The organism is Corynebacterium fournieri (assembly GCF_030408775.1).
GTDB lineage: Bacteria > Actinomycetota > Actinomycetes > Mycobacteriales > Mycobacteriaceae > Corynebacterium > Corynebacterium fournieri.
Genome location: NZ_CP047210.1, coordinates 2,333,048 through 2,347,598, shown reverse-complemented (window position 1 = coordinate 2,347,598; position 14,551 = coordinate 2,333,048). Strand labels below are relative to the sequence as shown.

Below are 14,551 nucleotides of genomic sequence, written 5' to 3'. Positions count from 1 at the left end.
ATGGCTAGCTACGACTCAATCATCAACGTCGACGAGTGGATCAGCGACCACTACTTCACCACCGACGAGACCAAAGGCGAGTCCTTTACCAAACGCGTGAAGGCCCGCACGAAGGAATGGGCGCAGCTGGAGGAGGAAACGGGAACCCTCTCCCCCGTCAAGCGGTTCCAAGCCGAGCGCGGCGAGTTGCAAAAGGGCTTTGCGACGCAAAATGAAACCGACGCCCTGGTGCGCACCGCGTTCAGCTACGGCACACCGGCGGAGCAGCGCTACACCCGCGCCGGGGACACGTTCACCTACCAGGGCTGTGTGGGCAACGCGGGCACCCTGGTGGTCATCAGCGCCGAGCCGAGCGAGGACACCACTGAGGAGGACCTGACCTCCCTGCCCGTTGTCGGCGGCGTCGCCGCAGAAGGCAAGGACCCGGAGAAAGCCAAGGTGTCCAAGCTGGTGGGAGACCTCTTCCTCGCCGCCGAGCCGCCGGAGTTCATCGTGGTCCTCGCGGGCCCGTGGGCGCTGCTTGCGGAGCGCGAATCCTGGCCGCTGGGCCGCTACCTGGCCGTGAACCTGCAGTTGGCGGTGGAGCGTAATGACACGAAGAAGGCCGGCGAGCTCGAGCGCGTGGCCGTCATCCTCGCACGCGAGAACCTGGAGCGCGCCGCTGACGGCACCACCTGGTGGGCGGACACCCGCGAGGAATCCCAGCAGCACGCGGTGAAAGTCTCCGGCGACCTGCGCGACGCGGTGCGCGAATCCATCGAGATCATCGGCAACGACGTGCTTAACCGCCGCCGGGAGCAGCACCTCCCCATCGACGGAGTCGATGGCAACGAGCTGGCGCACCAGTCCCTGCGCTACCTCTACCGCATCCTCTTCCTGCTGTTCGCAGAAGCCTCCCCGGAACTGGCCATCCTGCCCACCGGCACACCCGAGTACGTGGCTGGCTACGGTCTGGACCGCCTGCGCGATCACATCCTCACTCCCCCAGTGACGGACCAGGCGCGCCGGGGTACCCACCTGTATGACTCGCTGCAGCTGCTGTTCACCCAGGTCAACGACGGCCACGACCCGCTGGAGACCGCAGACGCCGACGAGGACGCGCAGAACCAGGGCCTGACCTTCCGCAACCTGGAGGCCGACCTGTTCAAGCGCGAAGCCACCTGGCTTATCGACGAAGTCAGGCTCTCCAACGCCGCCCTGACCAACGTGCTGCAGAACCTGCTGCTGTCCAAGGTCTCCGCCGGCAAGGACCGCGGCTTCATCTCCTACGCCACCCTTGGTGTAACGGAGCTGGGCCAGGTCTACGAGGGCTTGATGTCCTACCACGGCTTCATCGCCCAGGAAGACCTGTACGAGGTCGCGCCGAAGGGCGATGCCTCCAAGGGCTCCTGGGTCCTGCCCACAGGTGCCGCGGACACGGTCCCGCAGGACAGCTTTGTCATGGAGACCAAGCAGATGGAGGAAGGCGGCACCGCCAAGACGCGCCGCCTCCACCCGGCTGGCTCGTTTGTGTTCCGCCAGTCCAGCCGCGACCGGGAGCGTTCCGCGTCCTTTTACACCCCGCAGGTGCTCACGGAGTTCACCGTCGGCCAGGCCATCGAGGTCCTGCAGGAGGAAGGCCGCATCGAAGCTGCCGAGGACGTGCTCAGCTTGACCATCTGCGAGCCCGCCATGGGCTCCGGCGCCTTCGCTGTGGAGGCTGTGCGCCAGCTCGCGGAGCTCTACCTCAAGCTGCGTGAGGACGAGCTGGACACGCAGGTGGACCCGGAGAAACGCGCGGTGGAGCTACAAAGGATCAAAGCGCACATCGCCCTGCACCAGGTTTACGGCGTGGACTTGAACCCTACCGCCGTGGAGCTCGCGGAGATCTCCCTGTGGCTGGACACTATGACCCCGCAGCTCAAGGCCCCGTGGTTCGGCCTGCACCTGCGTCGCGGCAACTCGCTCATCGGTGCGCTGCGTTCCACCTACGCAGTTGCGCAGTTGAAGAAACGCGAGTGGCTTTCCGCGGTCCCCCGCCGCGAGCCGGTGCAAAACCTCGCAGCTGCCATCGATGCCGGCGAGACCCGTGACACCTACGCCGCTGGCCGCATCCACCAGTTCCTCCTGCCATCCGCCACCTGGGGTGCGGCAGCGGACGCCAAGGACCTGAAGAAGCTGGCCGCCGACGAGGTCAAGGCCATGAAGGCGTGGAAGAAATCCGTCACCGGCAAGGCACCCACAAAGGAGCAGGCGAAGAAGCTAACCAACCTCGCCACTCGCGTGGAGACGCTCTGGACCATCACCCTGTCCAAAATGCGCATTGCCGAAGACCAGATTCTCCGCGACATCGACCTGTGGGGTTTAATCCCGGAGCGAAACTCGAAGAATGTGCGCCGCGAGCAGGTCGAGCGTGAGCTGCTTCACGACGTCGAGGGCGCCTACCTCAGACTGCGTCTCATCATGGACGCCTGGAACGCCCTGACCTTCTGGCCGCTTACCGAGGTGGATGCCCTCCCCGACCTCGATGAGTGGCTCGCCACGCTTACCGACGTCCTTGGCGTGGATACCCAAGCCCGCGACACTAGCCAGATCCGCCTTGCCAGCGCCAACACCTGGGACGAACTGGTCGAGCTTGAGCGCACCGAGATTGGCCTTTCCGGTGCCCGCAAGATCGAGACCGTGCTGGAGAACCACCGGTGGCTGCGCGTGGTGCAGTCCGTCGCCGCCGACCAGGGTTTCTTCCACTGGGACTTGGACTTCGCGGCCGTCTTCGCTCGCGGCGGCTTTGACCTGCAGGTGGGCAACCCGCCGTGGGTGCGGCCTCGAACCGATCTAGACGCGTTGTACTCAGAGGCCGATCCCTGGTTCTCCCTCGCTCACAAGCCGACGCAGGCGGAGAAGAAGGCGCGTCGGGAGAGATGGAACGAGGATGAACAGACGCGTGAGGTGGTCTATCGAGGCCTCGGCGAGTCAGTAGCGACATCTGCGGTGCTTACCGATGTGACCCGGTATCCGCACCTCATCGGGCAACAGCCGGATTTGTACCGCGGGTTTATAGAGCGGACCTGGCGTAACGAAAGGGTGCGCGGGGTCACCTCCCTGATCCATCCCGAATCCCACTTCACTGAAAAGAAGGCTGCGTCGCTACGGCGCGCAGCATACTTACGTCTGAGGCGCCACTGGCAGTTCGAGAACCGTCTTCCGTTGTTCGAGGGGCCGGACAGTAAGCAGACTTTTAGCGTCAATGTTTCGGCGCAAATGCAAGATAGCCCTAATTTTCTAAATGCATCGTCTCTGTATCATCCGCGTACCGCACTGGCCTCACTCTCCCATGATGGAAGTGGACCCCAGCCTGGCTTTAAGACAGATGACGGCGAATGGGACCTCTCGCCCCATCGGTCGAGGATCAATACGGTTGACCTCAAAGTGTTGGAAGCCTGGAATTCGTTCTGGCAGGACGAAGAGTCGACACCTCGTGAGGCTCGCATCGTCTATTCAGTAAACAAGCTTTCGCAAGAATTGCTCTCCGCTTATACGGGTTTTCCTTCTATGACCACGTTGGGTCTTCAGTCATCGCGAGGATGGGATGAATCCGTCGACAGGCGCAAAGGCGTCTTCGACTATCGAAGGAGCGGTAAGGCGGACGCTTGGAATCAGGTGGTCATGAAAGGGCGGCAAATCAGAATCGGACTGCCAATGGCGCAAGAGTGCGTGGCGGTTAGCGGTGCCGCGAAATATGTCGATATTGATCTCGAGGCTCTTGAACATAACGCCGTTCCGAACTCGGAATATGCGCGTTCATTAGACGTGACGCGGGAGAGTTATGGAAGTTGGAAAGACGCCGCTTCTGGTTCGACAATTCCAGTTCTCGATTGCTACCGAATTTCTTGGCGATTAATGGCCCAGGTTAAGAATGCAAGGTCACTATTTGTAGCTATCCTGCCGCCTGATGCTGCCCACATTAATGGGATTCAAAGCGTCGGCCCGGTACGGCGTTATGAAGACCTAGTGGCTGCAGCTAATCTGAGCACTTTGGCAATGGATTTCATCGTTCGCTCAGCTGGGTATTCAAACCTCTACCCTTCCTCCGTCTTGTCACTCCCATTCGTTCAAGATGCAAAGCTCGACAAGATCATGGGTGGCCTATTCTTGCGGCTAAACGCACTCACAGACGCTTACGCTCCGTTGTGGCTTCAAATGACGGGGGAAGAGTGGCAATATGACACTCCATTTCGAAAGGCCAGCGATAGGTACAGGGCTCAGAATGAAATTGATGCCATCATGGCGCATAAACTGGGGTTGACAAGTTCTGATCTTGTTGCGCTCTATGAAACTCAGTTTCCCGTCCAAAAGAGAGCTGACAACAGAATCGTGTTGGATGCTAATGGCAGGCAAGTGCCGCCAGAGGTATTGAAGCGGAGCGGATCTATCACTGGGGCCGAATTAAGTTCATCTGACAGAACCTGGGTTCATCCTCAGTCGGGCACTACTTACGTATTCGAGTTGCCATTCCGAGTAATGAATCGAAGCGAAGACCTGGAAAAAGCGTGGTGGAAATTTGCAGAAGCGTAAGCAGACCTTTTAGCCGTGCGTGATTTACCGGACGCAGTTTCCGGTGATGCGGCGTTATGACCAGGAGGATCGGTTTGATGCGAATGGTCGGAAGGTGCCGAAGGAGATTGTGAAGGCGGACGCGAAGTTGAAGTACGGCGCGGAGTTGTCGGTGGCGGATCGGACGTGGACGCATCCGCAGTCGGGTGTGGAGTACGTGTACGAGTACCCGTTTAGGCAGCTGGACCGGGAGGCGGATATGCGGGAGGCGTACAAGAGTTTGAGAGGTTGATGGGATCGAATTCCAAATCGAGTTTGAGAAAGTACCGATTACAACGGATAACATACTTCTGCCGAGGGTGAGTAGAACCAGCAAATGTGGTGTATGGCTCGCGACATTTCATTTCAGGAGGCGTGGTGAATTTGGGTACATGCGAGTCTTTCAACTTCGGGCGCATGCTCAGCGAATCTGCTGAAAAGGGGTGGAGCGTGGGGCAGGCGAGTTCGATTCGATTGAGCGGGCTAAGTAGTTATTTAGCTCAACATAGTGACTTCGAGTTGGTTGCCAATCGCGTGGGACAAGGGAAGGTGGATACCCTAAGACCGATGCTCCAGCACGAAGCTCCTTCGAACTCTATTAGTTCCAGATTTGGATACGGGGAACAGCCGCTCCATACGGACGGCGCCCACCTTCGAAACGTTCCAGATATAGTACTGCTTTGGTCAAAAAATCCGAGCTCAGTGCCTACAAGAATGTGGCGACCGCGGACAGTACCTTTCGATGAAGCGCGCGGTATGTTTGCGGTCCGGAGTGGAAGAGAAGTGTGGCTTGCTTCCGCCTATGGCCTCGATGGTCGTCTGCGCTTTGATCCGAGTTGCATGAGCCCAGTGGACCATTTCGCGACGAAGCTTGTACAGCGTTTCTCGGCTCCCCCACCTGAAGAGGTCACAGAGTTCCGCTGGGACCGGCCCAATCTAGTGCTGCTACTTCGCAACCGGATGATCCTTCATGGAAGATCACACGTAACAGATGATCAATCATCGAGAGAAATACAACGGGTCATGTTAAGGAAGTGTCAACGGTGAATCCCTTTGCCGCCGAGGGCTTCTGGAATAAAGCCATTCTATTCATTAACCGTGCCACTGAACCAGGCGAAGGAAGAAGCGAGGATGAACGGCGGTTCTGGGCAGCGCTCTCTCTTGAGCAAGCCGCAAAGTGGGCTCTAGCAGAGATCTCCCCTGCACTGGTGGTCGATCCCCAAAGAGATGGTGGATCTCAATTGCTTCAAGCCCTAGAACTCAAAGAATCAAACAAAGCAGTAACTGCGCAGGCCTCTACAATCTTCACTAGGTGTGGAAGCGCATTGCGTCCATTCAACCGTGAGGAAGCATTGAAAATCGCAGAGGCTAGAAATGACTATCTGCACGGGGCCGGCGTAGACATACTCCTTCTGCCCAATCAGATTTGGTGGCCTAGGATCTGGTCTCTTTTTAATGTTCTCCTGCTGTCCGGTCAACGAACATTTGATGATTTCGTTGGTTCGGCAATGGCAAACAAGATTGAATCGCTGCTTGCGGCTAACAAACGAAATCTTGAAGTTCATTACGAAGCACTTCTTGCTTCTGCTCAGTCTCGGTACCAACGACGCCAAAGTGGAATGGCCTCTGTTGGAGAGAATGCTCGGTGGGAGGCCAACAGGAGATGGGTTTCCCGTTCGTACTATGAGACCGAAGCGCAATGCCCGGCGTGTGAGCGATACGGAATTGTCGGCTCCGATGAGGCTGAGAGTAAAAGCTTAAATCTGGACGATCCGGAGTTCCCCGCGATAGAGGTTAGCTTTTTGCCGGACCGATTCTTTTGCGACGAATGCTACTTGATATTAGACGATTACGACTTGATCGAGCTTGCAGGGTTGAATAAGTCGTTCGGGACGTTTTCAGATGAGGATCCTGTCGCCTTTCCTGAATACGGAAATGATTAAAGATGGGGTTTGCCATTGTTCTATCGTCGTCAAATCAACGACCCTCTACAGTGCCCCAAAGAAATGGTGTGACTGGGAAGGAAGTTTGTAAACAAAAAGCGCTTACCTCGTGGACTGGGATTCCACCATTCGAATTGGGAGAATTAAGCTGCCCTCGAAGACCTGATACCCGAAAAATCCCCACGATCGAATCGTGTCCTTGTAAGCTCTCTACTCCCTGATGGAAGCCTGTTTAAGGAGAAAGAACAAGCGTGACTCTTGCTGAACGGGAAACCGAGCTGACAATTGCGAATGCGTGGAAATCAGTTCGAGATGCGGAGCGGACACTTTACCAAGCGCGAGCTAGAAATCACGCTGCTGACCGCGCCCTTCGCGTGGCCGAAGACTTTTACTTCCTTGGCGACGACGCCACGTTGGTTGACTTAGCTCACATCGAGAAAGCTCGGCAAGAACGCTCAATAGCGGAGGCCTCGTATCGGAGCGCGAATGTTGCTTTGAAGAAGGCCCGTAAATCCTACCGCGAGAGCGTCACTCTCTTTCAAAAGGAATACGGAAGAGAACCAGATCCGCGGATCATTTACGATCACTTGGCCGAATAGAGGAGTGCCGACTCGTTGATTACAAAAATATTGCCATACAACTGGATTGACAGCGTGCAGAGTTTCATTCGGGTTATCGACGAACTAGAGGCTATCTACGGGCCTGAGTTGCGGGATCCCAGCGTGAGTCGCTGGAGTTTGTTCCGAGGGCACAATGACGAGCTATATCAACCCGAACCTGCAATATATCGGGACTTTGAGGGCGAATCAGTTTTCTATACCAATGAACAGCTGATGATTCAGGAAGTCATACGCCTGATGCCGACGGAGTTCGAACGGCTGAGTGCGTTTCAAATCCTTGCAAAATTGCAGCACTATGGTCTACCCACACGGTTACTGGATGTGACAACGAATCCTTTGGTTGCGCTATTTTTCGCCTGCGGTGGGTCCGAGGAAGTTGATGGGGAAGTGGTAGTTTTCCCGAATCAATCGGTGTACAGGGAGGACTCTGCGCAGGTCGAATGGCTCTCGCGATGGGCCATAAACGGCACCTGGGGTCCAACCTCAGAGGGTTCGCTGATGCAAGCAGTGGGGTATGATTCCACTAAGAATCGAAGCGCTCTCATTGAACATTCGGAACCTCTTGAAGCCTTGACGCAACGCTTCACAGCTGTCAGGCCCATGCACACGAACGAGCGATTAAAAGCGCAGAGCGGTGCCTTCCTAATCGCTGGGCTGGAGATAGACAGGCGCGCAGAACAAAACTTGTTTGTTAGGCCTCATCGTGGTTGCATCGGCGAGGACACTGGGCGAGATACGACATTGCAGATTCATGAACCGCGCATCATTGTGACTGGTGAATCCAAGTCTAGGATATTACGGCAGCTTGACCGACTTAACATCAACTTCTCCACTTTGTTTCCGGAACCGCAAAACATCATCCGTTACGTACATGACGGCTTCAAGAACCACATTTTTGGAGAGACGAACGTTTCCCGACGTATAGATACGAGTGCAGTTAGAGAAAACGACAGCAACTAGTTCTGTTACGACGCGTCGATATTCTTTTGAGGATTTACGCGTCTTCCACGGCGTAGCCCGACTGTAAAGACAAAAGTTAAGGTTGCGCATCGCTGTCTACGCTTGTCTGAACCCAGATAAAGTTACCCCCATGTCTACCCTCATCCCCGTCCACGCATCGGAGCACGTCCTCGGCGGTGTCTCCGAGTATTTGGCCACTGCGTTTTCGCTCGCGAACCCGGAGACGACCAACGCGCTGAAGGCGTTTTTGGAGGACACGGAACGGGGTATGTTCCACGGGCCGTACGTGCGCACGCGGTTGCCGTACGCGCGGGCGATCGGGTGGGACGAGATCCTGGACTGGATGCCCGACTGGTTCACGCCGTACCACCACCAGGCGGAAGCGTTCCGCAGGCTGCGCAGCAGGGATGAGCAGGGGGCGCGGCGTCCGGAGCCGACGCTGGTGATCACGGGTACCGGCTCCGGTAAGACGGAGTCCTTCCTGTACCCGGTGCTGGACCATGCCGCGCGGGCTCGCGCTGAGGGGCAGCGCGGCACCAAGGCGCTGCTGCTGTACCCGATGAACGCGCTGGCGAATGACCAGGCGGACCGTCTGGCCAAGCTGATTACCAACGAGCCTGCGCTCGCCGGTGTCACTGCCGGGATCTTCACGGGTGAGGCGACGGGGAGCGTGAAGAAGGTCACCAAGGATTCGTTGATCAATGACCGTGACCAGATCCGCCAGGACCCGCCGGACATCCTGCTCACCAACTACAAGATGCTGGACCAGCTGTTGCTGCGTGAGGATAACCGGGAGATCTGGAAGCGCTCGGCAACCTCGTTGCAGTACCTGGTGTTGGATGAGTTCCACACCTACGACGGCGCGCAGGGTACGGACGTGGCGTTGCTGCTGCGTCGATTAGGGCTCATGCTCAAGCAGCACCAACCGGAAGGCTTCGCCGGCGAGTTCGCCTCGAACCCGCTGGGGCGGGTCACGCCGGTGGCGACCTCGGCAACGCTCGGCGGCAAGAACGACACGCAGAAGGTGCTCGACTTCGCCCAGACCATCTTCGGCGAGACGTTCACGCCGGAAGCGCTGGTGGGCGAAAAGACGTTGACGTATACGGAGTGGACCGACGAGATCGCGCAGACGTTCGGCGCGCACACCGCTGCCCTCTCCCCCGACATTGATCAGTTGCGCGGCATCGTGGACGCGATTGCCAGCGACGACTCCGGTCGCGACCACGCCGATGTGGTGCTGGACGTGTTCCGCACGCAACTGTGGGGCGTGGACGCCGGCGCGGACCTGAAGACCACCATCGCCGCGTACGCGGTGCACCCGCTGACTGAGAAGCTGCTGGAGCAGGCCAACCCGGCGAAGTCCTTGATCCGGCGTGAGGCCGAGGGTGACAAGTCGCTGCCGGAGGCCATGTTCGACCCGATTGTGGTGCGCAGTCTTGGAGAAACCACCACGCGCGAGTTCGTCACCCACCTGCTCACCGCCGTGGCGCAGCTGCGTGCGCTTGCGGGCAAGGCGTACGGCTTCGGCGGCAAGCGCCTGCCGGGTGTGGAAACGCACTTGTGGGTGCGAGAGGTCTCCCGCATCGAACGTGCCGTGACACCCACCGAGGACGGCGAGGTGTTCCGGTTCGCGGACGACGGCCAGCTCGGCGGCGACGATGCCGGGGTGTGGCTGCCGGCCACGTACTGCCGCTCATGCGGTCGCGCCGGGTGGATGACGGCACTCGAGCCCGGCACGGATGCGGTGGTGCTCAATGGCTCGGAGATTCGCCGCGCGAGCATTGAAAAGCCGGAGCTTGTGCGCCCGCTTATCGACGCCACAGCCGAACACCGCGAAGCAGTAAAAAACCACCTGGAACTGACCCAGCTCGGCGACGAAGACGGCCAGCGCGCCCTGATGTGGTTCCACCCGGAATCCAGCATGCTGTCGCGCCCCGAGCCCACCGAGGAAGACCTCGCCGAGGGCCGCTCCGTGCCGGTGCTCACGTACACGGGGCTCAACGCCGAGGAGTACGCGCGCGAGCAGACGTGCCCGTCGTGCGGCGAGGCGGATGCCATCCGCTACATCGGCTCGCGCGTGGCCACGTTGTTGTCGGTGGGCCTGTCCAACCTGTTCGGCATGCCGTCGCTGGAACAGAACGAGAAGAAGACGCTGGTGTTCGCGGACTCCGTGCAGGACGCGGCGCACCGCGCTGGCTTCGTGCAGTCCAGGGCGCGCGCGTTCGGCATCCGTACGCTCATGCGCAGCGTCGTCGGCGACGACGAGGTGTCGCTTGCCCAGATGCCGCTGCGGATCCTCGCGCGCGCGGATGAGGCCGCGGACCCGGCGCGTGCGCGCTTCGAGTTGCTGCCGCCGGAGGTGGCGGAGACCACCACGTTCACGCCGTTTTGGGCGAAGGACGCTGATACCGCAGCCCGTCGAGAGGCCACCACTGCTGCGCTGCACCGCCTGGAGCTGGATGCGGCGCTCGAGTTCGGGCAGCGTGCGCACCTGCCGCGCTCGCTGGTCTCCACTGGCACGCTGGTGCCGTCGGTGCAGGTGGATGATGCGGTCCTGTTGGCAGCGGCCGAGGAGGCGCTGCAGCATGTGGATGAGGCCCTGTTCGAGGTCGCCGACGCCGGTTCGCCGGCGCTGCGGCTGCGTTGGCTGCGGGGTCTGTTGGAGCAGGTGCGCGACCGCGGTGGCGTGTACTCGCCGATGTTGAAGACCTACCTGCAACACGACGCGAACTCCTGGCGCCTGCACAACCGCTACGCCAAGTCCCACGGCATGCCCAGCTTTCCCAAGGGCGGAGCGCCGGAGTTCCCGCGCTCAGGCGCCGCGTTGGACGACAAGGACCGTGGGATCACTCCCCTGGGCAGCCCGCGCGGTAGGTACGCGCGGTGGACGTCGAAAGTGCTGGGGATCTCCACCCACGACGCCACCAACGTGCTCACCACCGTGTTCAAGGTGCTCGCCCGCGAAGGGGCGATCCAAGCGGTGTCCACCAATTCCGGCGGCACCATCTACGCGCTTGCGCCGGAGAGCGTGGTTGTCCGCCACGAGGACGACGCAGCAATGGTGCACTGTGGGGTGTGCCGGGGACCCCTGGGCGTCGACAAGCAAACCCGCTCCCTGCTCACCGGGCTGCCGTGCCCGACGCCCGGCTGCCTCGGCGAGCTTGAGACGGAAAGCATTGAGCAGAACTACTACTCGCGGCTGTACACCTCCACCACCCCACGCGCGGTGGTGGCGCGCGAGCACACCGGCCTGATCCCCAAGGAGGAGCGGCTGGCGCTCGAGCGGGCGTTCCGCGGTACCGGCGACGAAGCGCCGAACGCGCCGAACGTGCTGGTGGCAACGCCGACGCTGGAGATGGGCATCGACATCGGCGACCTGTCCACCGTCATGCTCGCTTCGCTGCCTACGTCTGTGTCCTCGTACGTGCAGCGCGTGGGCCGCGCCGGGCGCCTGACCGGCAACTCGCTGGTGCTCGCGTTCGTGCAAGGCCGCGGCACGATGCTGCCGAAGCTGAACCAACCGCTGTCCGTGATCGCGGGGGCGGTGACGCCGCCGGCGGTGTTCCTCTCCGCCACCGAGATCCTGCGCAGGCAGACCACCGCGTACCTGGTGGACACCATGGCGTTTGCCGCGAACGGGCTGGAGGTGGCGCACGCGCAAGACGTGTTTAGCAGCCGCAAGCGGTCGCTGGTGGAGGTGCTCGGCGAAGAGATCGCGGCCGGGGTGGATGAGCGCGTGGACGCGTTCTTGGCCACGGTGGCAGGCGGGCACGTCGACGCCGCCACCGTCGAAGGCGTGCGCGAGTGGGCCTGCGGCCAAGGCACGGACTCGCTGCGCGGCGAGCTCGAGCGCACCCGCCAATTATGGGAGGCCGAAAAATCCGAGCTGAAGACACGGTGGGACACACTCGCCGACCGGGTGAAAGAACTCGAGGCCAAGGTGGACCCCAACGCGGGCACCGAGGACGCCGACCCGGAGCTGGAGCGGGAAAAGCGCAGCACCAAAGCGGCATGGCGGCGCGTCGGGCGCGACTACAACGACATCCTGCTCGACGAGTTCTGGATCAGCTCCATGGAGCGCTACGGGCTGCTGCCCAACTTCACGCTGTTGGATGACTCCGTGGAGCTGGCGGTGGTGGTTTCCCAACTCAACCCGTCGTCCATGCAGATCGACCCGGAGACCTTCGAGCTCTCCCGCGGCGTGTCGTCGGCGCTGACGGAACTCGCGCCGGGCAACACGTTCTACGCCCGCGGCATCGCAGCCAAGGTGGACGCCGTTGAGCTCGGCGCGGGTGGTGCGGATGTGGAGCAGTGGCGTCTGTGCCCGGAGTGCTCCTACGGCGAAAAGATCGAGGCCGGTGTTGTACCGCGTGCGTGCCCGGAGTGCGGCGCGGGCGCGTTCGCGGACAAAGGCCAGATCCTGGAAACGGTGCGCATGCGCCGCGTCTCCGCAGAGGTGGACCGTGCGCGCGCAACCATCGACGGCTCACACGAAGACCGCTTCACCATGTTCTTCCACACCGCATTGAGCTTCGCCGTGCCGGAGGTTGGCCATGGCGGGGAATGGTTCCTCTCCCACGGCTTCGGCGCAAAGTATTTGCGGTACGTGAACCTCAGCTGGTTCAACCTGGGCCGCGGCCCCGCTACGAAGAAGATGCTGGCGGGCAAAGAGGTGGACGCTCCCCTGTTCACCGTGTGCAACTACTGCGGCCACCTGGACTCGCAGGCGGGCGCGAACTCCAAGTGGGACCACCGGCCGTGGTGTCCAAAGCGCAACGCCCGCGAGGAAGAATCTGTCACGGTGGCGCTGAACCGCACGCTGCAAACCCAGGGTGTGCTGCTGCACGTGCCGGTGCAGCTGACCGCCGGCGACAACGCCACCATCCCGAGCCTGACTGCCGCGATCAAGCTGGGATTCAAGGAAGTCCTTGGTGGCGACCCGGACCACCTCAACGTGGTTACCGTGCGCGTGCCGGACGCCACCGGCAAGACGGTGGAAGCACTGCTCATGCACGACAATGTTCCGGGCGGCACCGGGTATCTCTCGCAGTTCGCCGAACCTGAAGACGTGCGCAAGCTCCTCGAGCGCGCCTTTATCAAGGTCCGGGACTGCGACTGCGCAGCCGATGAGCGCCTCGCGTGCCCCGACTGCCTGCTGCCGTACACCCTTACCCCGCACATCGAGGTCACCTCCCGCGCCGCCGCCGAGCGCGCGCTGCGTGCCATCCTGAGCGACCAGGATCACCCCGCACCAGACCTGGATCCGCTGGCGGTGCAGTGGGAGTGGAAGACGGAAGCCCCGAAGCTGGACCACGCCTCCAACCTGGAGGTGCGCTTCCGCGAGATGGTGCGTGACGCGCTCGAGGCCCGCAATGCCACGGTCAAGGACATCCCCAACAGTGGCGGTGTGGAGTGGCACATCACGTTCGCCTCCGGCGAGGAGTGGTCCATGCGCGAGCAGGTGGACTACGGCTACACGCGCCCGGACTTCCTGTTCCAGCACCGCGGCAGTCCGCTGCGCCCGGTGGCGGTCTACACCGACGGTGCCGCGTTCCACTTCAGTGCGCAGCACTACCGCTTCCCCAGCGACATACGCAAGCGCAACAGCTTGCACTTCGCCGAGAAACAGGTGTTGCCGTGGAACGTCACCGACGCCGGCCTGGACTGGTTTGCCAAGGAGATGCAATTCGGTGAAGCCCAGCCGGCGTGGGTCAGCGAGAAAGCGGAGAAGCGCACGCGCGCCATGGAGGGCATCGGTAACAACGAGATCGAGTTTTTGAAAGCCTCCCCCATCACGCAGCTGCTGACCTACCTGGCGGAGCCGGAACGGTCCTCGTACGCGCTCATGGATAAAGCCCTGTTGAACATGCTCAGCACCTCCGTGGTGCCCTCGCGTATCCCCGGTGGCGCTCGGTTGACGTTCCGCAACGAGATCCACTTGGAGGCCGCAGCCATCAACAACGAGTTGGTTCCGCAGCGGCTGTGCGTCAACGCGCTTTCGCCCGGTTCCATCACCGACGACAACTGGCGCGACTTCCTGCGCTTTGCCAACATCATGTGGCTGGCAAACAACACCGTCACGGTCGACGTTGGTGACGGGGAAAGGGTCTCCGGTGAGGAACCGGAGGACGTCGCGAAGCAAAGTGCCGTGGAGACCGCGGTGAGTGGGCTGTGGGCCGAGGCGATCGAGGAGTTCGAGGACGAATCCGAGGTGCTGGCGGCGCTGCGCACTCTTGTCCACGCCGGCGCAGCACCCACCAAAGAAATTGGCGAAGAAGTCGGATCCATCCCCACCGCCGTGTCCTGGACCGAGCTGCGCATCGCGCTGTTGATCGAGCAGGACGCCTCCTACGCGGGTGCCGAAGCCAAGCTTCGCGAGCAAGGCTGGACGCTGCTGTACCCCGATACACTCTCGGCTGAGACGATCCCGGCCGCGCTGCTGGGTAAGGAGTAACA

5 protein-coding genes and 1 pseudogene are annotated in these 14,551 nt (G+C 61.0%); all 6 read left to right on the top strand.

Annotation, left to right across the window (positions count from 1 at the left end):
* The 6 genes and pseudogenes from CFOUR_RS11135 (at window position 1) to CFOUR_RS11110 (ending at window position 14,549) form a co-directional block, all read left to right on the top strand.
* A complete protein-coding gene (locus CFOUR_RS11135; protein ID WP_085958575.1) occupies window positions 1–4,554 on the top strand; it encodes an Eco57I restriction-modification methylase domain-containing protein in 4,554 nt (1,517 codons plus the stop codon).
* Between the two features lie 16 nt (window positions 4,555–4,570).
* Window positions 4,571–4,825: pseudogene (locus CFOUR_RS11130) on the top strand (SPRY domain-containing protein); the annotation flags it as partial.
* A 790-nt stretch (window positions 4,826–5,615) separates the two neighbouring features.
* The gene (locus CFOUR_RS11125; RefSeq protein WP_143339068.1) at window positions 5,616–6,515 is read left to right on the top strand and encodes a hypothetical protein; all 900 of its coding nucleotides are present in this window, start codon (window positions 5,616–5,618) and stop codon (window positions 6,513–6,515) included.
* Between the two features lie 251 nt (window positions 6,516–6,766).
* Window positions 6,767–7,114, top strand: a complete 348-nt coding sequence (locus CFOUR_RS11120; protein ID WP_085958572.1) for a hypothetical protein — start codon at window positions 6,767–6,769, stop codon at window positions 7,112–7,114.
* Window positions 7,115–7,129: 15 nt separating this feature from the next.
* A complete protein-coding gene (locus tag CFOUR_RS11115; protein ID WP_085958571.1) occupies window positions 7,130–8,095 on the top strand; it encodes an FRG domain-containing protein in 966 nt (321 codons plus the stop codon).
* A gap of 130 nt (window positions 8,096–8,225) precedes the next feature.
* Window positions 8,226–14,549 (top strand): DEAD/DEAH box helicase, encoded by a 6,324-nt coding sequence (locus CFOUR_RS11110; RefSeq protein WP_290179498.1) that lies wholly within the window; start codon window positions 8,226–8,228, stop codon window positions 14,547–14,549.
* Window positions 14,550–14,551 lie beyond the last annotated feature (2 nt).

Coding starts and splice junctions, on each gene's coding strand:
- CFOUR_RS11110 (WP_290179498.1), top strand. CDS start 8,226: ATGTCTACCCTCATCCCCGTCCACGCATCGGAGCACGTCCTCGGCGGT.
- CFOUR_RS11135 (WP_085958575.1), top strand. CDS start 1: ATGGCTAGCTACGACTCAATCATCAACGTCGACGAGTGGATCAGCGAC.